We start from the raw sequence: 19,700 nt of genomic DNA, 5'->3' as shown, positions 1-19,700 counted from the left end.
CGCCGGACCCCGGATCCGGCTGCTGGGCAACATGTTCGAAGCGAATCGGCGATCGGTATCGCCGATCGACTGTGACCATGGTAACCGCGATTCCTTACCGTTCCCTTAGATGCGAGCCCAGACGTGGTCGACGTCACCGCCGCCCGGCACTGTGACTCGAACCTGAACATCGGTCCAAAAGATCGATCGAATTGCTTTAAACCGCAAGCATTTTGACTGACACACCTCCAGCGGCCGGCACACCTGAGCGCCGTCGGCGATAATGGTCGGGAGTGAACGCTCAACCGCAAACACAACGATGTGAAGGCAGGCACCATGTCCGATCAGTACGTCGCCGCGCAGGACCGCTACGAAGCCATGCCGTACCGCCGAACCGGTCGGAGCGGTCTCAAACTCCCGGCCATCTCGCTGGGCCTCTGGCACAACTTCGGCGACGACGTACCGATCGAGAACCAGCGCGCAGTTCTGCGGCGGGCATTCGATCTCGGAATCACCCACTTCGATCTTGCGAACAACTACGGTCCCCCGTACGGAAGCGCCGAGACGAACTTCGGCAGGATCCTGCGTGAGGATTTCTCTTCGTACCGCGAGGAATTGGTCATCTCGTCCAAAGCCGGCTGGGACATGTGGCCCGGCCCCTACGGATTCGGTGGTTCCCGCAAGTATTTGCTGTCTTCCCTCGATCAGTCGCTCGGACGACTCGGCGTCGACTATGTCGACATCTTCTACAGCCATCGCCCTGACGCCGAAACTCCGATCGACGAGACCGCAGGCGCCCTGATCAGCGCTGTCCAGCAGGGCAAGGCCCTGTACGCGGGTATCAGTTCGTACTCGCCGGAGCGCACCCGTGAAATCGCCGCACTGCTCGCCGCTGCGGGGGTTCCGCTCTTGATCCACCAGCCGAGCTATTCGATGCTGAACCGCTGGATAGAGCAGGACCTGCTGTCGGCTGTCGACGATCTCGGCGTCGGCGTCATCGCGTTCTCACCACTCGCTCAAGGCATGCTCACCGATCGCTATCTGAACGGTGTCCCCGAGGATTCCCGTGCAGCTCAAGGTAAGTCACTGGATCCGTCGTGGTTGACCGACGACGCTCTCACCCACATCCGCGCGCTCAACGACATCGCGGCAGACCGCGGCCAGTCGCTGGCTCAGCTGGCACTGAGCTGGGCACTCCGCGATTCGCGGGTCACCTCGGTACTGATCGGTGCGTCCAGTGTCGCCCAACTCGAAGCCAACGTCGGCGCGCTCGACAATCTCGAATTCAGCGCAGCCGAACTGGCCTCCATAGATCAGCACGCCAAGGACAGCGGCATCAATCTGTGGGCAGAGGCCAGTTCGATCTGAGCGATCACCTGCGCTAGAGCTGAGGCAACTCCACGTTCACGTGCTCGCCCTCTTCGAATACGGCCGACGCCGGCCCGACGATCAAGGGATCCGGAGTACCGACAGCCCGGTGATCCTTGTTGGGATAGTCGAAGCTGGCGAGCACGTGACGCATCGCCTCGAGGCGAGCGCGCTTCTTGTCGTTGCTCTTGATCACCGTCCAGGGCGCATCCCCGGTATCGGTGTAGAAGAACATGGCTTCCTTGGCCTGGGTGTAGTCGTCCCACTTGTCGAGCGAAGCCAGATCGGTCGGTGAGAGCTTCCACTGACGCACCGGGTCCGTTCGGCGGGCCGCGAACCGCGCCAACTGCTCTTCGCGGCTGACCGAGAACCACAGCTTGTGCAGATGAATCCCGGAGTTGACGAGCATCCGCTCGAAGTCCGGGGTCTCTCTCATGAACTCGAGATACTGCGTCGGCGTGCAGTAACCCATCACTCGTTCGACGCCGGCGCGGTTGTACCAGGACCGGTCCATCATCACTATCTCGCCGCCGCTGGGTAGGTGTGCGACATAGCGTTGGAAATACCACTGCGTCCGCTCGATGTCGGTGGGCTTCTCGAGCGCGACCACGCGGGCTCCACGGGGATTGAGATGCTCGGTGAATCTCTTGATCGACCCGCCCTTACCGGCAGCATCGCGACCTTCGAAGATGATGAGCACCTTCTGACCGGTTTCCTTGACCCACAGCTGCAGCTTGAGCAACTCGATCTGCAGACGCCGCTTCTTCCGCTCGTACTCGCGGCGCGACATCTTCTTCTCGTACGGATAGCCCTGCTTCCAGGCATCCGCGAACTCCGAAGGCTCCAGCACGCCGAGCTTGTGCTTGAGACTCGACAGCTCGTCGATCTCGGCCGCGTAATCCTCAGTGACGGAAATTCTGGTCGACGGGGTCGGCAGGTCAGGAACCCGACCGTCCACACCGCTGGCGTCGGGGCTCATGAATACGCACTCCCTGTCGTCGAAATGAACGAACGTCCGGAAAGTGAATTTTACGCGCCGAAGCCCGCTCCCGCGGGTCCGAAGAGAATGTTGCTTGGCATCGAGGAGGTAACGACAGGTCCGGCTTCCCAGTCGCCGAACCCTCACGCGGTACCTTGATCGAGGTAACTGAGACGGTCGGTAACCCCGAGAGAAGAGAGTTCTGGCGAGATGCGAGTAGACGGACGGGAGATCCCGGTAACGGGAAGCCTCCTGCCACCACTGCACCGCCGTACGAGCGACATCATGCGGGTTGCGATCGCTGCTGTGCTGCTCGGCGGCGTGATCGCGGGATCTCTGATCACTCGAAGTCAGTGGGACGCCCTCGAAACGTCGGTGTCCAACATCGTCGGTGTTCTCTCGCCGAGCCTGTCCGACACTGTGTACCTGCTCTACGGCATCGCAATTCTGGCGCTACCGTTCGCCATCCTGATCGGCCTGATCGTCGGGCGCCGGTGGAAGTTGCTGGCCGGATACGCCGCCGCCGGCCTGTGCGCCGGTGTCGCGCTGTCCTTCACCGGAACAGGCCTGGCGGCACCGAAATGGCACCTCGACGTGCCGGACCGACTCGATGCCACCTTCCTATCTCAATTCCTCGACGATCCGCGATGGATCGCGATGCTCGCGGCGGTGCTCACCGTCTCGGGCCCGTGGCTTCCGAAGAAGTGGCGACGAGCCTGGTGGACGCTGCTTCTGCTCTTCGCTCCCATCCATCTGATCGTCAGCTCGATCGTTCCCGCACGATCGATGCTGGGTCTCGCCGTCGGTTACCTGATCGGCGCGGTGATCGTTCTCGCCGTCGGCACCCCTGCCCTCGAAGTGCCATTGGACTCGGCAGTACGCGTACTCGCGCGGCGCGGTTACCGCGTCACCGCGTTCCGCGTCGTGAGTCCCTCGGGAATCGGGCCTCTTGTCATGTCCGCAGCCATCGATCAAGCACCGGACGACGAACCTTTCGACGAACTCGTCGTCGAGTTGTACGGACAGAACCAGCGAAGCAGCGGAGCAATTCGACAGACGTTCCGTTGGATCTCGTTCCGGAACCGTGAAACTCCGCCGCCCTACGGATCACTTCGTCGCGCCGTCGAACACCGAGCGCTCATGGGTATCGCGTTCGCCGACATCGGTCTGGCCAGTTCCAAGGCCGTCGCAATCTCGGTACTCGATCGCGGGTGGGAGATGTACGCGCGCCCGAGTCCTCGTGGCATCCCCCTTGCCGTCGCCGTCGAGAACCAGGCGGGCGAGGAAGAATCCACCAAACTGATCGACGCGCTGTGGCAAACACTGCATACCGCTCACGTGCACCAGATGGCGCACGGCGACCTGCGCGCTTCCGAAATTCGTGTCGAAGGCGGAACCATCCTCTTCGGCGGGTACGCGTACTCCGAATTCGGCGCCACCGAAGTTCAGATGCAGTCCGACAACGCACAACTTCTCTTCGCCACCGCATCATTGTTCGGGGTCGATGCAGCGGTGGACGCCGCGATTCGAGCGCAAGGCGCAGACACGATTCTCGCCGCCTCCGGCCGATTGACCACCGCTGCATTGCCCAACCGAATTCGGCGGACGGTCACGGATTCCGCGAAACTGATGACCGAGATCCGAGACGAGGTCGGTGCCAAGAACGGGATCGAAAAGGTCGCTCCCGCACAGGTCACCCGATTCAGTCGCAACCAGCTGATCCAGCTCGTTCTGCTCATCGGTCTGGTCTACGTCGCCTACCCCTTCATCAGCCAGGTCCCCGCGTTCATCACCGAACTGAAGACGGCCAACTGGTGGTGGGCACTGCTCGGCCTCGGCGTCTCCGCACTGACGTACGTCGGCGCGGCTGCGGCCCTGTGGGCCTGTGCGTCGTCGATGGTCAGTTACCGCAACCTCTTGATCATGCAGGTGGCCAACACCTTTGCGGCGACGACAACTCCGGCCGGAGTCGGCGGGCTCGCGCTGAGCGTGCGGTTCCTGCAGAAGGGCGGGCTCGGTACCGTCCGCGCAACGGCCGCAGTCGCGCTGCAACAGACGGTTCAGGTGGTCACCCACGTCGGCTTGCTGATCTTCTTCTCGATCGTCGCCGGACGTGATACGAACCTCTCGCACTTCATCCCGGGATCCACTGTTCTGTACCTGGCGGGCGGCGTAGCGCTCGGAGTTCTCGGTGCATTCATGTTCATTCCGAAACTCCGTGGGTGGCTGCGCGACGATCTGCGTCCTCAGATCACCGAGGTGTTGGGTGAACTGAGCCAACTCGCGCGAAACCCGACCCGCTTCCTCATCATCGTGGGCGGCAGCGCCGCAACAACTCTCGGTGCCGCCCTGGCTCTGTGGGCGAGCGTCGAAGCATTCGGCGGCGGAACGACGTTCATCACCGTCACCATCGTTACGATGATCGGTGGGACGCTCGCCTCGGCGGCTCCGACACCGGGTGGCGTCGGAGCCGTCGAGGCCGCCCTCATCGGTGGTCTGTCCGCATTCGGACTGCCGGCAAGTATCGCGGTCCCGTCGGTCCTGCTCTACCGAGTGCTGACCTGCTGGCTCCCTGTGTTCTGCGGTTGGCCGACACTGCGGTGGCTGCAGAAGAACGACATGGTCTGAGCCGTTCCGCTACTTTTGGCGAACGACGTGAGCCTGCAGTGCTTCACCGTCCTCGTCCACCCAGCCTTTGCTCTGGGCGTAGTCGACCATCGCGGCAACACCTTCGACGTCCGTGGTGCTCTCGCGAACGCGGGCTACCGAGATGAATGCACTACCACCGCTGACGTATCCGTAATCCTGAAGGCGCAAGAGTTCGTCCAGTTCGGCTTCGGAGATGTGGGCACTCACCTCGACGTGAAAGGCCTTCAGGTTGTCCACATCGTGGATGCTGACGCGGCCGTCGTCCACCAGTACATACATGGCTCTCCTTCCTAGAGCACTGACGTCGGTGCGTGCGTACCGAATACACGCCGGTGGTAGGTCAGTGGATTCGACTCGCGGTGCTCGACCTCGTCCACCGATCCTGTCACGATCTTGTGATCACCACCGTCCACAGTGCACACGATCCAGATGGGAGCGTCCGGCAGTCTCGGTGAGCACACGTGCGCCATGGCTTCTCGAAAACACAACGCCCGGTTGCCCTGTGGGACATTCACGATGTCAGCCCTTGTCTGCCAACTCTTGTGCGTACTTTTTTGTCATGTGGTCGACGGCGTCGACTTGCGCCTTCGCATGCCCCTCCCTGACGGCGCGCGCGTGAGCGCGGACAGCATAAACACTACTTCGAAAAAACGGACAACTTCGCCGCCTACCAGCACTGTTGATGCCGATAACCGATACTGAGCTGTATGTCGGAACTCGGAAATGAACCAGACTCGAAGCAGAAGGCGGTGCTCGAGCGACACGCGTCATGGATCGAATTGTTCTTCGACCTCGTCGTGGTTGCCGGTATCGGTCAGCTGGCTCACCTGCTCCACGGTTCGCCGTCGTGGTCGGATGTCGCGCTCTACGCGTTGCTCTATCTCGCGTTCTGGACCGCGTGGGCGACGTTCACGATGTACGGCAACGTTGCCGGTGACCGTGTCCGGATCCCGAGCATGCTGATCGCCATGTTCGGACTGGCCGTCATGATGGCGGCCGTGGCCGGCATCCACGACAACCATGCGCTGGCCTTCGCTGTCGCCTACGTGGCCGTACGTCTGCTGGCGAGTCGGGTGTGGCACAACGGCCAGATAGTCGTGGACTGGCCGATCGCCCAGATGTCTCTCGGTGTGATCCCGTGGATCGTCTCGTTCTGGTTCGAGGGCGAAACTCGGTTCTGGCTCTGGACCGCCGGTGTGACCATCGACCTGCTGATCATGTTCGTCGTCTCCGGCAGCGCGATCATGGAAGACGCGCAGGAAAAGCTCGACCGCATCATCAAGGTTCGGGGGTTCAAGGACGACCGGATGCCCGAACTCGAAGCCCTGCACTCCGATCGGGCTCACCTTGCCGAGCGCTTGGGCCTGTACGTCATCATCGTGCTGGGCGAGGGTGTGATCCTCGTGATTTCTGCGGCCTCGAAGCTCACCTGGGACTCGACGGTGGTCAGCCTCGCAGTCGGATCGTTTGTCCTGCTCTCGGGCATGTGGGCTCTCTCGCTTCTCTACGGCCACGCCGGTGTTCCGCACCTGCAGGCCGAGAAGTTTCCCGCTCGCATCGACATGGCGCTGCACTGTTTCACCACCGGCGCTATCGCGGTTCTGGTCGCGGGGCTCGGAGCGGCAACCGAACACGGCGCGGAGCACACGCCCGCGAACCTGCGGTGGTTGTTGTGCGGAAGCATCGCAGTCTATTTCGGAATCAGCCTGGTGGCAGGGCTGTTCGCGCGATCGGACCGACGGTGGCTGCTCGGCTGGGCGCTCCCCTGCACCGCCGTCCCCATCGTCATGGGCATTGTCGGCACGCACATGAGCGCCACGTGGATCATCTGGGTGCTGGTGGCCACCGTGACCTGGCAGAACGGCTACGAGTACGCGCAGGTGCGGCGTTCGCGCCGCTCTGCTGTGCGCCTTTATTAACCCCCCGCGGTTAATAAAGGCGCACAGCAGGGGCGGTTTTTACCCTCACCGCCGGGTCGAAGCGATAGGGCTGAGCCAACAGGATTCCGGCCAATCGCTTACGCAACCTCGACATCTCGGCCCGGACGGTCACCGTCTTGCGCGGATCGCCGAACAACTGTGAGGCGAGCTGCGAGGCCGTGAGGCCCTCGGGCGCCTGTGTCAGAGCCACGAGGATCTGCGAATGGCGCGGGCTGAGGTCGATACTCCAGCTCCCCATTGCCGAGGAGTACCGCAATTCCATCGCATTCGGATCTTGCACATCCAATTCGACTTCTGCACAAACCGTTCCGGACGCCGGATCCATCTGAGGGCGGACGAGCCAACCACCCGGAAGCGGCTCGCACATACATAGTCCGAGCGACGGGAGCCAATGCTCGCCGCTGCTCATCACTTTCGGCAGTGCGATTCTGTAGATCGGCGCCATCGAGTCCACCGCCGCGACCCAGCCACTGCGGTCCAAGACCACTGTCGGCTGACTCGCACGAGCCAGCGTCGATGCCGAGATCATCCGGAGCTGATCCAATCCGATTCGATGCTTCTCCCGCAGTGCGGATTCCGCCAGCCTGGCCACACTGTCCACCAGAGCGAGAGTCGACGGGTGGACCGTGTCTGCTGCGCCGGCGACGTTCACGACGGCGATGGCCCGGCGACTACGCGGATCTCGAACCGTCGCCCCGGAGCAGGTCCACGGATGCTGCGAGCGCGAGTAGTGCTCGGCCGAGAACACCTGCACTGCCGAACCTGATGCCAAGGAAGTGCCGATCCCGTTGGTACCAACAGCTTCCTCGGTCCACGACGCACCCTCGATCATCCCGAGCCGTTCGGCCCGATCCAACATTCGACTGGACCCGCGTCGCCAGAGGATACGTCCGTAGCGGTCCGCCACCACGATCAGATTCGCGTCGTCCGGGCCGACGAGTGGTGCCAGACCGTGCACCGCCTCGTCGAAGATCTCCGCCATGCCGGCTGCGCGTCTGCCTTCTTCGATCTCGGATTCGCGGCCCGTCTCGGTGATCGAGCACCGGTCCGGATCGAGTCCGAGCGCACGCAAACGCGACCACGAATTCGCGATGACGGAGCGCGGACGCGCAGGCGGCTTGCGTCCCGACATCGTTGCTTCGTACACGGATTCGAGAACACGTGCGTACTGCGCCGGGTCTTCACCACTGGCCAGGGCCGGTTCGAGTCGATTCGTTTCGCCGATCACACTCCAGTCCTATGTGACGGGGTCAACGAAAGCGAGCGTTGCACCCGGTTGCAGAGTTGTTCGCGTGCGTGAACGAAAGGACGGCGTTCACGCACGCGAACGGTACTCACGCGTTGAGGGGTCTCCCCAGCGCCGAGAGCACAGACTCGTGCATTGCCTCCGAGAGCGTCGGATGAGCAAACACGACCTCGGCGAGATCCTCGCCGGTGGCTTCGAGGGATCGAGCGATACCGAAACCCTGAATCTGCTCGGTCACATCCGGACCGACCATGTGCGCGCCGAGAAGTTCCCCGGTATCGGCGTCGAAGATCGTCTTGACGAAGCCTTCGGCCTCGCCGATCGCCAGTGCCTTGCCGTTCGCCTGCAGGTCGAAGTGTCCGACCCGCAGCGCGCGACCAGTACCGGCGCACTGCTTCTCCGTCAGACCCAGGCTCGCCACCTGTGGGCGGGCATACGTGCATCCCGGAACGTAGTCGCGATCGAGCGGATGAACGTCGGGCACGCCTGCCAACTTTTCGACGCACAGGACAGCTTCGTGACTTGCCTTGTGCGCCAGACATGGAGCGCCCGCGACGTCACCGATCGCATAGATCCCGAAAGCGCTGGTACGGCACCACTGGTCGGTGACGATCGCACCGCGCTCGATCTCGACGCCCAGAGCCTCCAACCCCAGATCCTCGACGTTGCCGGTGATTCCGGCCGCCACCAACACCCGGTCCACGGTCAACGACTCGACACCGTCGCTCGTCTGCACATTCACCTGGACGGCGTCGTCGCCGACGGTCACCGCCGACACCGAGGCTCCGGTGTGAATCGTGATGCCACGCTTCTCGAACTGCTTGCGAACGAAGGCCGAGATCTCTTCGTCCTCGACCGGCATGATGTGTGGTGCCATCTCGACGATGGTCACCTCGGTTCCGAGATCGCGGTACAGGCTGGCGAATTCGACTCCGATCGCGCCGGACCCGATCACGAGCAGCGACTTCGGCAGTTCCTTCGGGACGAGCGCGTCGAAGTAGGTCCACACCCGATCACCGTCGGGGGCAACGCCGGGAATCGAACGCGGCCGGGCACCGGTTGCAATGACCACGTGGTCGGCTCGATACGTCTGTCCTCCCACGGATACGACGCCTTTGTCCACCAACTTCGCGGCGCCTGAGATGACGTCGACGCTGTTCTTCTTCATCAGATAGGCAACACCGCCGGACAACCTCTCCGAAACCCCTCGGCTGAACGACACCAACTTCGAGATGTCGAACTGGACAGACGCCGAACTGAATCCGTATGTGTCGAGTTCACTCAAGGTATGCGCGACGTCCGCGCCGTGCAGCATCGCCTTGGTGGGGATACAACCCCAGTTGAGGCAGATACCTCCGAGGCGATCACGTTCTACCAGCGCGACGTTCAACCCCAACTGGGCAGCCCGGATCGCCGCCACGTAACCACCGGGGCCGCCACCGATGACAAGAACGTCGTACTTATGCGACGTATTGTTTTCCACCACAGCCCCTTACACCAACATCAGCGCGGGAGAAGCGACAAAGCGCTGGAGCTCCCGAAGGAAGGTCGCACCCAGGGCTCCGTCGATAACCCGGTGATCGCACGAGAGGGTCACGGTCATCACGGTCCGGGCAGAAACACTGTCACCGACCACCACCGCGCGCTTCTCCCCCGCACCTACGGCAAGGATCGCTCCCTGGGGCGGATTGATGATCGCGTCGAATGCCTTGATCCCGAACATGCCGAGGTTGGACACCGTGAAGGTTCCGCCCTGGAATTCTTCGGGACGAAGTTTGCCGGTCTTCGCCTTGGTGGCCAACGAGAGCACCTCACCCGAGATGTCCGCCAACGACTTGGTATTCGCGCTACGCACGATGGGCGTGATCAGCCCGGTCGGAAGTGCAACTGCCACCGAGACATCCGCCGACGCGAATCGAAGAACCGATTCGTTCGCGGCATCGAACTGGACGTTCACGTCCGGCACCTTCATCAGTGCAGCGGCGCAAGCCTTCACGATGAAGTCGTTGACCGACAGCTTGACCGCCGGGACGGTCGAATTGATCTCCTTGCGCAGAGCGAGAAGCGCATCGAGCTCGAGGTCTGCGGTGAGCCGGAAATGGGGTGCCTGCTGCTTGGACGCCTGCAACCTACCGGCGATTGCCGATCGCATGGGGGTGAAAGGAATTGTGTCGCACTCGGGTTCGGCCGCAACAGATTCGGTCTCAGCCGCCGCCTCGGGCAGGAGCTGCGCGGAACGAGCGGCGTCGTGCACATCGGCGACGCAGACGCGCCCCCGCGAACCCGTCGGACGACAGTCATGCAGGTTGACGCCCAGTGATCGGGCAGTTCTGCGTGCGACCGGGGTGGCAGGCACGGCACTGTCGTCGGCGGTCGATCGCAGCGGGAGGCCGGATCTCGCGGCCGGCACTACCGGCGCAACAGTGCCACCGGCGTCACGAATCGCGTCGTCGATGTCGCGGACACTGATCCGCCCGAGGGGACCGGTACCCACTACGGCGGCGAGATCGATTCCGAGCGATTCCGCACGTCGGAGTGCGCGAGGACTCGCAAACACATCGTCCTGCGTCGTGCCTTGCAGAACGCTCGGTACGACGGTGGAACCGGTTGGTACAGGTTTCGGTGCAACAACCACCTTCGCAGCCGGTGTAGCCGCAGGTGTCACGGGAGCCGCCGGCGCAGCAGCTGGTGACGGTGCCGGCTCTTCCGCCGGCGCGGTTGCGCCGCGGGCGGCGAGGAACTGCTCGATCTCCGCATCCGTCGCGGACGCATCGGCGGATACACCGATCACGGCGCCGACGGGCAGAGTCTGCCCCGGTGTGCCGACGATCTTGCGGAGAACACCGTCGAACGGCGCCTCCAGCTCGTTGGTGATCTTGCTGGTCTCGATCTCACAGATCAACTGGCCCTTGGTGAACGAGTCACCTTCCTCGATGAGCCACGCGTTGACCAACCCCTCCTCCATGGAGAGCCCCCATTTGGGGATGTCGATAGCTTTGATGTCAGCCATGATCAGGCTCTCACCAGCTTGCGAACCGACTCTTCGATGCGCGCCGCGTCAGGCAGCCAGGCAGTTTCGAGGGTCGGGGAGAACGGAACCGGCGTGTGCGGCGGCGTGATCAGTTCGATCGGCGCTTTCAGGTAGTTGAATCCCTTGGTGGCGATCAACGCGGCTACGTCGTGCCCGAAACCGCAGCGGGCGGCGGATTCGTCGACGATCACGACCCTTCCAGTCGATGCGACGGATTCGAGGATGCCGTCCTCGTCCAATGGTGAGACGGTACGAGGATCGACAACCTCGACCGAAATACCCTCGGCGGCCAGCTTGTCTGCTACGTCGTTGGCGCGGTTCACCATTGCGGACAACGCGATGATCGTGACGTCGTCGCCCTGCCTGGTGTAGTTGGCGACGCCGAACGGAATCGCGTACGGCTCGTCCGGCACTTCGTCCTTGAGGTCGTAGAGAACCTTGTGCTCACATAAGACGACGGGATCGTCGTCCCGGATGGCTTGGATGAGAAGGCCTTTGGCGTCGTAGGCATTGGACGGAGCGACTACCTTCAGACCAGGCACCGCCGCGAACACGTTGTACGGAGACTGAGAGTGCTGCGCAGCGGCGGAGAACCCTGCGCCGATCATGCCTCGCACCACCAGCGGGGTTCTGGCCTTGCCACCGAACATGTAGCGGAACTTGGCAGCCTGGTTGTAGAGCGCGTCGTAGGAGACTCCGAAGAAGTCCATGAACATCAGCTCGGCGACCGGCCTCAGTCCGGTCAGTGCGGCTCCGGCAGCCATTCCGATGATCGCGGATTCGGTGATCGGGGTATCGATTACACGCTCCGATCCGAACTCCGTCCACAATCCCTTGGTGACACCCAGGACACCGCCAAATGCCTCGATCTTCTTCGTCTCCAGATCGGGATTGGTACCGGCATGCCCACCCCGTACGTCCTCACCGATGAGAACGACGCTCGGGTCGCGTTGCATTTCTTGGGCGATGGCCTCTTTGACGGCCTCGCGGTAGGTCTTCTTCGACACGTTCTCGGCTTCCACGCTTGTCATCTCGGGCTCCTCAGTACGACACGTAGACATCGGTCAGCAGATTCTCGACGGGTGGATACGCCGCGGCACGCGCCTTCGCTACCGCCTCGTCCACCAGCACTCGCGACTGCTCGTCCACCGCGTCCAGATCAGCGGTGCTGACCTTCTTCACATCCACGCTGCTACGGAAATTCTTGAGCGGATCCTTGGTTTCCCGTAGTTGCGCAACCTGTTCCGCCGTGCGGTACAGCTGCGCGTCACCCTCGAAGTGGCCGTGCCAACGGAATGCCGCCGCCTCGATCGTGGTGGGGCCACCGCCGGTCCTGGCGCGCTCCGATGCTTCCGCCATCGCGTCGTAGACCGCGAAGAAGTCGGTGCCGTCCACCTTGACGGCAGGCATGCCGAAGGATGCGGCGCGCGCGGCGATGTCGGGTGCACCAACTGCGTAGTCGGTTCCGGTGGCCTCACCGAATCCGTTGTTCTCGATCACGAAGACGATCGGAAGATCCAGCACCACAGCCATGTTCATCGCCTCGAAGACGGTTCCCTGGTTGGATCCACCGTCACCCGTGAACGACGCTGCGATGACACCGTTTCGAAGCGTCTTACCACTCAGTGCAGCGCCGATCGCCAACGACGGGGCTCCGCCGACAATCGCGTTGGCGCCGAGCATTCCCACGGACAGGTCGGCGATGTGCATCGAGCCGCCCTTACCGCGACACAGGCCGTCGTCCTTGCCGAAGATCTCGGCCATCATGCCGTTCAGATCGCAGCCCTTGGCGATGCAGTGCCCGTGACCGCGGTGAGTGGATCCGATGTAATCGGCGTCGCTCAGGTTCTCGCACACTCCCACCGCGATGGCTTCCTGGCCCGAGTAGAGGTGAATGAAGCCGGGGATGTCACCGGTTGCATTCTCTTCGTGCAGTCGATCCTCGAACGCACGGATGCGCGACATCTTCTCGTACGCCTTCAGCAATGCATCCCGGTCCAGCCCCGAATGAGGCTTGGCGCCGGTCTTTTTCGATCCTGGGGTTGTCGGCTTCTGCGCCGTCCGTTGAACCACAGTCACACTCCTCGTTCTCGATCACTCGTCGCCATGCAGTGTCGTGCAGGTCACGGGCGAAGGGAAAGAGTTGCGTGAGGTTGCCGGGAGTTGCGAAGGGTTGCAGCTGTTGACTTTCGAGCGTTGATTCAGGCGCCGCTCAGGCTGTCGCGTCTGATCTTGGCCAGCGCGCGGTGTTGGGCGAGTTCGACGGCGCTCGTTGTCGTTCGCAGTGACAGCGCCGTCTCGCGCACGTCGAAGCCGACAACGATGCGAGCTACCAAGACGTTGCGTTCTGCGGCCGACAGATCACCGAAGGGCAGAGTGAGTCGACTGGAGGCGGGTAGCGAATCGATTTCGCGACTGATCGCGTCGTACAGATGCGCGAGGAACGCTTCTCCGGCACGTCTACGTCGCCGAATGTCGGACAGGACGGATCGGCAGATACCGACGGCAATACGATCAGCGTCGAGCGGTCGCAGTTCGGCACGGCAGCGCCGCGTCACCAGAGGCACGATGCGTTGAAGGAGTTCTGCAATCGCGTCCCGATCCCCTCGGGACGCATCGTCGGCAACACTGTCGATCGAACGTCCACCTGCCCTGCTTGTCATTCCGATCTCCCCCTGCTTCGGCTCTTGGTCGAATTCCCGACTACTGCTCAGGTTTTGAAGTCGCTAGGGGCGTATCGGCTCGGGGCAGATCCCGGTTTGTTCCCCGATGATGTTGATCTCGGCGTTGGAACGAGGGTCAGCGCCGTAGTTGATCTGGTCGGTGCACTTCTCGGAGGGCTCGACGGCATCGGGCGGGAGCGGCGCCGGGCATGAACCCATCTGCTCTCCGATGCTGTTGATCTCCGCATTCGAACGAGGGTCACCCACATAGTTGATCTGATCGGTGCACTTGGTCGACTCGGTAGCCGGACCAGGGGCCGCAGGGGCAACCGCGCTGGTCGAGACCGGGGTCCAGGCCGGCGCTGCTCCGCCCGCCGGGACTCCGGGGGTGGATGCGTCCGTACCGCCGCCCACCGAGTTCGAGCCTTCGACTGTCTCCGAGGTGGTCGCTGCGGTCAGCGGCGGTGGGGTCGTAGACGCCGCAACCACCGATGTAGTCGTCGGTTCGTCTCCTGGAGCGCTGTTGTCATCACTCGAACACCCTGTCATCGCGCACACCACCCCGATCGTCAGTACGGCGAGCAGCACTCGCAGACGCCGAGTCTTGTTGGTCAGCAATAGTTCAGGCATTTGCTCTCACACTCCTCGATACGCGGATCAGGTCGTTCCGCCCAAGCGGTGAACACCGACGTGACTCACTCTAGGAGCCTGATTCCATCGGTTTCGTAACAGAATTCCGTCGGTCGCGTACCAACTCTCGACGGTCCTGACATTCATACGATTACGTAACGGTGGGTGGCAAAACTCCGATATCGAGATCACCTGTGATCGTATGAAAACGCACATGCCGATGAGAGGGTTCGCAGCGGCCGGGGAGGGGAACGTGTTGTATCGGAGTGACATCTGCGGCGGTCGATCAGACCGTACTCGCAGCCTGTTCGGTACAGCGCTCGCGGCAGCAACCCTCGGAGCGTCCGTGATCACCGGCTGCGCGTCCACCCAGGGCGTTGTGATCGAAGGCGATGTCGCTTCCACCGGGTTGCCCGTCACACAACCTGCAGACCTGGCCAGACGGGTTGCCGAAAACTCGAGGTTGGGCCGGGCGCTCCTCGACGATCCTGGGGTGTCCGAGGGAGTGAAGACAGAACTTCGGTCGTGCCCTGACTGGTATCCGATCTCGGTCGGGTCCATCCTTCTCGATCCAGGCGCACCGCGTATCGTGCCGGAGACCGAACTCGTCGTCATGAATGTGTATCCGTGCCAACCGGCCCACCAACCCGGGACCGGAGTGTCGATTTCGGTCAACCTTGCCGGCTACGTCTACCGCAGCGGCAAGGCCGGTTCGAGTGAAGACGATCCCGAACTGGGTGAGCGCCTGTTCTCCGTCGAAGAGCGCGGAAAGTTCATCGTCAGCGGTCAACGCGCCGCGAGTTTGTCTGTCCTGGAAACGGATCCGCGGCCACCGGAGTTCGAATGTTGCCCCCGTCCACCGCTTCGGACCGAGTTCCACTGGGATGGAATGGAGTTCATCCGTGATTGATCGCCGTCGCCGCGCAATGCTCGCCGGTGTTTGCCTGCCGGTCGCGTTTGCTCTCGCCTCCTGTTCCACCGAGCCTGAATCAGAACCCACTCCGAATATCGCAGCATCACTCGACCCCTCGGATCTCTCACAGGGCTTGAGCATCGATCCTGTTGCCCTCCTCAGAGCAGACCCGGAAGTGTCCGATGCGGTCAAGGACAGTCTCCGACTGTGCGGTGATGCGAACTTCCCCTACGAAATCCGGTACTCCCCCGTGACAGGCGCCGTTTGGCAAGATGCCGTCGTCAATGTCTTCACCTGCGAGTCTGTCGGCATCTGGGGACGACCCGCCCCACCGGTCAGCTTCATGGTCGCCGGATTCGTCTACCAGATCGACGAATCGGGCGCTCACAAAGTCTTCGGAGTGCAAGACCCAGGACGCTACGTCGTCGGCTCAACCGGAGGATTGTCGGTCATGGTCGACCTGTGCAAAGACCCCGGCATTCCGGAGTTCTGTCAATCGTCGACTGCATACAAGTGGACCGGTGAAGGGTTTGAGAGTGTTCCGTTCCCATGAAAGCGAAGGCCGATGACCGATCCGTTGATTTTGCTGGTCGAAGACGACGCTGTCATCCGCGAAGCAACGCAATTGAATCTCGAACGCAACGGGTTTCGGGTGATCACCGCATCGGGTGGGTTGACCGGAATGGATATGGCGGTCGACGCCAAGCCGGATATCGCCGTCCTCGACGTGATGCTTCCCGACCTGAACGGAATCAGCCTGTGCCGACGCATTCGTGAGGAACTGTCGGTGCCGGTCATCATGCTGTCCGCGCGCGACGACCCGGTCGACATTGTTCTCGGATTGGAAGCCGGTGCCGACGACTACGTCACCAAGCCCTTCGACAGCGGTGTCCTGGTGGCCCGTATCCGAAGTGTGCTCCGGCGGGTCGAATCCCATTCCGGTACGGAGAAAGACATCGTGACTCTCGGCGATCTGGAGATCGATCGCGAGTTGGTGACCGTCACGCGTTCGGGCGCCGAAGTGGCTCTCACACCCACCGAAATGAAGCTGCTCCTGGTCATGGTGAGTGTGCCGCGCAAAGTCTGGTCTCGCTCCGAACTGCTCTCGGACGTCTGGGATTACGACTGGGGCGGCGATACGCGCATCGTCGACGTTCACGTTCAGCGATTGCGCACGAAGATCGGCTCCGAACAGATCCGGACCGTCCGGGGGTTCGGCTACACGATGGACAACCATCGGTGAGATCGCGGGATCTCGCCGCCAAGCTCCCGTCCACCGGGAGGCGGTTGTCGTTTCAGTGGAAGATCGCGGCGGCCATCACGTTCGTGATTGCCGTCGCCTCGATCACGCTCAGTACCGTGATGCATCAAACCTTTTCACACAACCAAGAGGATGCAGCGCGGGCGGCAGCTGATCGCAATCTCCAACTGGTGCTGCAGGACGAAACGGGCAGCATGCGTGCACTGTTCCGCGCCACCACAGATGGTCTCGACGTTCCGGAAGAGTTGCGTCAGGCCGTGGCGGGCGGCAAACGTGCCACCTACCTTGTCGACAGCGGGGACCAGCCATTTGTCTGGGCTGCTGCCGACGTCAACACTCAGGTGGTGGCGATTCGCGTCCCGTACACCGCGCAGCGGGAATCGATCGCCAGCGTCGATCGGACACTTCGCAACGCCACCATCGCAGTGATCGCAGCGGGTGCCGTCCTGGGTGTTCTGCTTGGACTCGCGATGTCGTATCGATTGCGCTCGGCCGCCCGTGCGGCTCGCAAAGTGTCTACCGGAGCGGACATCCGCGTCCGCTCGGTCACCTGGTCGCTTTTCGACGACGAGATCACCGAGCTGGCGGATGCGGTCGACGCGATGTCCGATGCTCTACGGGGACAATTGGACGCCGAGAAGCGCGTGACAGCCAACATCGCGCACGATCTCAGAACACCCATCTCCGGACTGGTCGGCGCCGCAGAGCTCCTGCCACCCGGTAGGCCAACCGAATTGGTGCGCGACGGCGTCCATAAACTCAGGAGGCTCGCCGAGGACGTCATCGAAGTGGCACGCCTCGACACCACCTCCGAGCAGGCTGACATCCAATCGGTGGAACTGGCACCGGTGGTGCGTCACGCGATTTCCACCACAGGAGTCGAGTGTGAAGTGAGTGTTCACGGCACCCCCGTGTCGTACACCGACGCGCGCAGACTGGAGCGGATCATCGCCAACCTGATCTTGAATGCTCGCAATCACGGAAAGTCGCCGATCAATGTCCACGTCGACCACTCCCGCATCACGGTCCGGGATCGGGGCGTCGGGTTCACTGAAGAGTGGCTTCGCCAGGGGCCGAAGAGATTTCAGACCAACTCCGTCGAACGCGGCCCGAACTCGGGCCTGGGCCTCGGCTTGACGATCGTAGTGGGACAAGCGGCGGTCATCGGCGCTCGTATCGACTTCGCGAACCATCCGAACGGGGGCGCGGTGGTGACGATCGACCTCCCCGAATGTTCGGCAGACGAGTTCGATTGACACCGAGGCAGTTCGGTCGATCGGCCGGGACACAGGGTCCCGGCCGATCATTGGTGGTGTCTCGGACTCAAACCTGTCCGACAGCGACTCCGGTGCGAACGTCCGGTGCACCGAGGCGCGCCGCATCAGCGGTCAGGTCATCGGGCTGCTCCTGAGATTCCCGCTCGGCTGCGACACGCAACCGGTAGTGTTCGATCTCCTCGGCAATGTGCTCGGGAGTCCAACCCAGCACCGGCGCAACCAGTTCGGCTACTTCCGCTGCTGCCGCGTCGCCGCGATCGGTAACCTCGATGGAGATGCGGGTACGACGGGTAAGGATGTCGTCGAGATGCTGTGCACCCTCATGGCTCGCAGCGTAGTGGATCTCCGCCTTGAGGTACTCGGGGGCGGAGTCCAACGGCTGCCCCAGTTCCGGTCGCGCCTCGACGAGTTCGAACAACTCGTCAGCCAGAGTGCCGTACCGACCCAGTAGGTGCTCGATGGTCGAAACGTGCAGTCCCGTGCGCTCAGCGGTGAGATGCCGATTGTTGTGCGCGGCAAAGTAGCCGTCGGCACCCACAAGTTGGATACGCTCGGTGCAGGACTTCGGCACCTTCTGTTCCAATCCGTGCACCGCGGAATCGACAGCGTCCTTGGCCATCACGCGGTAAGTGGTGTACTTGCCACCGGCGACCACCGTCAAACCTCGGACCGGACTCGACACCGCATGCTCACGCGAGAGAGTGCTGGTCGAATCCGATTCGCCGAACAGCAACGGACGCAACCCCGCGTACACACCGACGACGTCCTCGTGCGTCAACTCGTCCTGAAGGAGCTTGTTGACATGTCCGAGGATGTAGTCGATATCGCTTCGGCTCGCTGCCGGATGGGCGAGGTCGAGGTTCCAGTCGGTGTCCGTCGTACCGATGATCCAGTGGCTTCCCCACGGAATCACGAACAGCAGACTCTTCTCGGTCCGCGTGATGATTCCGGTCGCAGAGTTGATGCGGTTTCGCGGGACGACCAAATGCACACCTTTCGAAGCGCGAACCTGGAATTGTCCTCGACCACCTACCATTTCCTGAATCTCGTCAGTCCACACACCGGCGGCGTTGATGACCTGACGAGCACGGATCTCGAACGCGCGACCTGTTTCCAGATCCACGGCCTTCACCCCGACTACGCGGTCCTCCTCACGGAGAAAGCCGATCACGCGGGTGCTGTTGACGCACAGCGCGCCGTACTCGGCCGCCGTGCGCGCCAGCATCATCGTGTGGCGGGCGTCATCTACCTGACCCTCGTAGAACTTGACCGAACCCCGGATAGCAGAGCGCTTTCCGGACGGGAACGATTCGAGAGTCTTCTTCTTGCCCACATGCTTGTGGTGTGAGGGAACCCCGCGGCCTGCGCCCATCACGTCGTAGACGCCGATGCCCAGACCGACGTACGGCCGGTCGATCAACTTCTCGAGTGGGTAGATGAACGGCACCGGCTTCGCGAGATGCGGGCACAGCGAATTCAGAACCAGCGACCGCTCACGCAGTGCCTCGAACACGAGCGCAAAATTGAACTGCTCGAGGTAACGCAGTCCGCCGTGGAACAGCTTGCTCGACCTGCTCGAGGTTCCGGACGCGAAGTCGCGAGCCTCCACCAAGCCCACCTTCAGACCGCGAGTTGCGGCGTCGAGCGCGCTACCCGCTCCGACCACGCCACCGCCGATAACGAGGACGTCGAGTTCGGTTTCTTCCAACTTCTTCAGCGACTCCGCCCGCGAGGACGGACTCAATGCTTGTGCTGTGCTCATGA

18 protein-coding genes are annotated in these 19,700 nt (G+C 62.5%); 7 read left to right on the top strand and 11 right to left on the bottom strand.

Features of this window, described 5'->3' with window-relative positions:
- The first annotated feature begins 315 nt into the window (after positions 1–315).
- Complete coding sequence (gene mgrA, locus P3G66_RS03995) at positions 316–1,347, top strand: L-glyceraldehyde 3-phosphate reductase (RefSeq protein ID WP_007733451.1); 1,032 nt, start codon at positions 316–318, stop codon at positions 1,345–1,347.
- 13 nt (positions 1,348–1,360) lie between these two features.
- On the opposite strand, the gene ppk2 is transcribed toward mgrA, so the two are convergent.
- Positions 1,361–2,326 (bottom strand): polyphosphate kinase 2, encoded by a 966-nt coding sequence (gene ppk2 / locus P3G66_RS03990; protein WP_003940295.1) that lies wholly within the window; start codon positions 2,324–2,326, stop codon positions 1,361–1,363.
- Between the two features lie 210 nt (positions 2,327–2,536).
- Here ppk2 and P3G66_RS03985 point away from each other — a divergent pair, with 210 nt between their 5' ends.
- Positions 2,537–4,954, top strand: coding sequence for a lysylphosphatidylglycerol synthase transmembrane domain-containing protein (locus P3G66_RS03985; RefSeq protein WP_007733454.1), 2,418 nt, complete (start codon positions 2,537–2,539; stop codon positions 4,952–4,954).
- A 9-nt stretch (positions 4,955–4,963) separates the two neighbouring features.
- Here the strand turns inward: P3G66_RS03985 and P3G66_RS03980 are convergent, their stop codons facing one another.
- Together P3G66_RS03980 and P3G66_RS03975 are read right to left on the bottom strand one after the other, a co-directional pair.
- Positions 4,964–5,254 carry a hypothetical protein gene (locus tag P3G66_RS03980; RefSeq protein WP_204855470.1) on the bottom strand — a complete coding sequence of 97 codons (291 nt, stop codon included), beginning with the start codon at positions 5,252–5,254 and terminating at the stop codon, positions 4,964–4,966.
- Positions 5,255–5,265: 11 nt separating this feature from the next.
- A complete protein-coding gene (locus P3G66_RS03975) occupies positions 5,266–5,490 on the bottom strand; it encodes a flavin reductase (RefSeq protein WP_230587458.1) in 225 nt (74 codons plus the stop codon).
- A 192-nt stretch (positions 5,491–5,682) separates the two neighbouring features.
- On the opposite strand from P3G66_RS03975, the gene P3G66_RS03970 reads away from it, so the two are divergent.
- Positions 5,683–6,894 carry a low temperature requirement protein A gene (locus P3G66_RS03970; protein WP_003940002.1) on the top strand — a complete coding sequence of 404 codons (1,212 nt, stop codon included), beginning with the start codon at positions 5,683–5,685 and terminating at the stop codon, positions 6,892–6,894.
- Positions 6,895–6,904: 10 nt separating this feature from the next.
- Here the strand turns inward: P3G66_RS03970 and P3G66_RS03965 are convergent, their stop codons facing one another.
- The 7 genes from P3G66_RS03965 to P3G66_RS03935 all read right to left on the bottom strand — a co-directional run bounded on the left by P3G66_RS03965 (position 6,905) and on the right by P3G66_RS03935 (position 14,485).
- Positions 6,905–8,143 carry a helix-turn-helix domain-containing protein gene (locus tag P3G66_RS03965; RefSeq protein WP_276116207.1) on the bottom strand — a complete coding sequence of 413 codons (1,239 nt, stop codon included), beginning with the start codon at positions 8,141–8,143 and terminating at the stop codon, positions 6,905–6,907.
- Between the two features lie 106 nt (positions 8,144–8,249).
- On the bottom strand, positions 8,250–9,647 hold the full coding sequence (gene lpdA / locus P3G66_RS03960; protein WP_209920460.1) for a dihydrolipoyl dehydrogenase: 1,398 nt from the start codon (positions 9,645–9,647) through the stop codon (positions 8,250–8,252).
- A gap of 6 nt (positions 9,648–9,653) precedes the next feature.
- On the bottom strand, positions 9,654–11,171 hold the full coding sequence (locus tag P3G66_RS03955; RefSeq protein WP_211920751.1) for a 2-oxo acid dehydrogenase subunit E2: 1,518 nt from the start codon (positions 11,169–11,171) through the stop codon (positions 9,654–9,656).
- A gap of 2 nt (positions 11,172–11,173) precedes the next feature.
- Positions 11,174–12,223 (bottom strand): alpha-ketoacid dehydrogenase subunit beta, encoded by a 1,050-nt coding sequence (locus P3G66_RS03950; RefSeq protein ID WP_276116206.1) that lies wholly within the window; start codon positions 12,221–12,223, stop codon positions 11,174–11,176.
- Positions 12,224–12,233: 10 nt separating this feature from the next.
- Positions 12,234–13,157: a thiamine pyrophosphate-dependent dehydrogenase E1 component subunit alpha gene (locus P3G66_RS03945; RefSeq protein WP_051649553.1), complete on the bottom strand. Its 924-nt coding sequence runs from the start codon at positions 13,155–13,157 to the stop codon at positions 12,234–12,236.
- A 236-nt stretch (positions 13,158–13,393) separates the two neighbouring features.
- Positions 13,394–13,855, bottom strand: coding sequence for an RNA polymerase sigma factor SigD (locus P3G66_RS03940; RefSeq protein WP_007733468.1), 462 nt, complete (start codon positions 13,853–13,855; stop codon positions 13,394–13,396).
- Between the two features lie 63 nt (positions 13,856–13,918).
- The gene (locus tag P3G66_RS03935; RefSeq protein ID WP_042451198.1) at positions 13,919–14,485 is read right to left on the bottom strand and encodes a hypothetical protein; all 567 of its coding nucleotides are present in this window, start codon (positions 14,483–14,485) and stop codon (positions 13,919–13,921) included.
- A 253-nt stretch (positions 14,486–14,738) separates the two neighbouring features.
- Here P3G66_RS03935 and P3G66_RS03930 point away from each other — a divergent pair, with 253 nt between their 5' ends.
- From P3G66_RS03930 to P3G66_RS03915, 4 genes are read left to right on the top strand one after another with little or no spacing between them, the layout of a single operon-like run.
- On the top strand, positions 14,739–15,395 hold the full coding sequence (locus tag P3G66_RS03930) for a hypothetical protein (RefSeq protein WP_003939689.1): 657 nt from the start codon (positions 14,739–14,741) through the stop codon (positions 15,393–15,395).
- The gene (locus P3G66_RS03925; protein WP_054781865.1) at positions 15,388–15,951 is read left to right on the top strand and encodes a hypothetical protein; all 564 of its coding nucleotides are present in this window, start codon (positions 15,388–15,390) and stop codon (positions 15,949–15,951) included. The genes P3G66_RS03930 and P3G66_RS03925 overlap by 8 nt, the downstream gene beginning before the upstream one ends.
- 12 nt (positions 15,952–15,963) lie before the next feature.
- The gene (locus tag P3G66_RS03920) at positions 15,964–16,641 is read left to right on the top strand and encodes a response regulator transcription factor (RefSeq protein ID WP_003939990.1); all 678 of its coding nucleotides are present in this window, start codon (positions 15,964–15,966) and stop codon (positions 16,639–16,641) included.
- On the top strand, positions 16,638–17,915 hold the full coding sequence (locus tag P3G66_RS03915) for a HAMP domain-containing sensor histidine kinase (protein WP_050654708.1): 1,278 nt from the start codon (positions 16,638–16,640) through the stop codon (positions 17,913–17,915). The genes P3G66_RS03920 and P3G66_RS03915 overlap by 4 nt, the downstream gene beginning before the upstream one ends.
- A 67-nt stretch (positions 17,916–17,982) precedes the next feature.
- Here the strand turns inward: P3G66_RS03915 and P3G66_RS03910 are convergent, their stop codons facing one another.
- Entirely contained in the window at positions 17,983–19,698 is a 1,716-nt protein-coding gene (locus P3G66_RS03910) for a glycerol-3-phosphate dehydrogenase/oxidase (RefSeq protein WP_058037824.1), read from the bottom strand.
- Positions 19,699–19,700: the final 2 nt, after the last annotated feature.

This window comes from Rhodococcus sp. C3V (genome assembly GCF_029269915.1).
GTDB classification, from domain to species: domain Bacteria; phylum Actinomycetota; class Actinomycetes; order Mycobacteriales; family Mycobacteriaceae; genus Rhodococcus_F; species Rhodococcus_F qingshengii.
Note: the sequence above shows the minus strand (reverse complement) of the source record. Positions and strands in the feature narration are given on the sequence as shown.

Excerpts from the sequence above, each read along its gene's own strand:
- P3G66_RS03985 (WP_007733454.1), top strand. The coding sequence starts at position 2,537 with ATGCGAGTAGACGGACGGGAGATCCCGGTAACGGGAAGCCTCCTGCCA.
- P3G66_RS03940 (WP_007733468.1), bottom strand. The coding sequence starts at position 13,855 with ATGACAAGCAGGGCAGGTGGACGTTCGATCGACAGTGTTGCCGACGAT.
- P3G66_RS03935 (WP_042451198.1), bottom strand. The coding sequence starts at position 14,485 with ATGCCTGAACTATTGCTGACCAACAAGACTCGGCGTCTGCGAGTGCTG.
- P3G66_RS03910 (WP_058037824.1), bottom strand. The coding sequence starts at position 19,698 with ATGAGCACAGCACAAGCATTGAGTCCGTCCTCGCGGGCGGAGTCGCTG.
- P3G66_RS03970 (WP_003940002.1), top strand. The coding sequence starts at position 5,683 with ATGTCGGAACTCGGAAATGAACCAGACTCGAAGCAGAAGGCGGTGCTC.
- P3G66_RS03980 (WP_204855470.1), bottom strand. The coding sequence starts at position 5,254 with ATGTATGTACTGGTGGACGACGGCCGCGTCAGCATCCACGATGTGGAC.
- P3G66_RS03955 (WP_211920751.1), bottom strand. The coding sequence starts at position 11,171 with ATGGCTGACATCAAAGCTATCGACATCCCCAAATGGGGGCTCTCCATG.
- P3G66_RS03950 (WP_276116206.1), bottom strand. The coding sequence starts at position 12,223 with ATGACAAGCGTGGAAGCCGAGAACGTGTCGAAGAAGACCTACCGCGAG.
- P3G66_RS03945 (WP_051649553.1), bottom strand. The coding sequence starts at position 13,157 with ATGTCGCGCATCCGTGCGTTCGAGGATCGACTGCACGAAGAGAATGCA.
- P3G66_RS03920 (WP_003939990.1), top strand. The coding sequence starts at position 15,964 with ATGACCGATCCGTTGATTTTGCTGGTCGAAGACGACGCTGTCATCCGC.
- mgrA (WP_007733451.1), top strand. The coding sequence starts at position 316 with ATGTCCGATCAGTACGTCGCCGCGCAGGACCGCTACGAAGCCATGCCG.
- ppk2 (WP_003940295.1), bottom strand. The coding sequence starts at position 2,326 with ATGAGCCCCGACGCCAGCGGTGTGGACGGTCGGGTTCCTGACCTGCCG.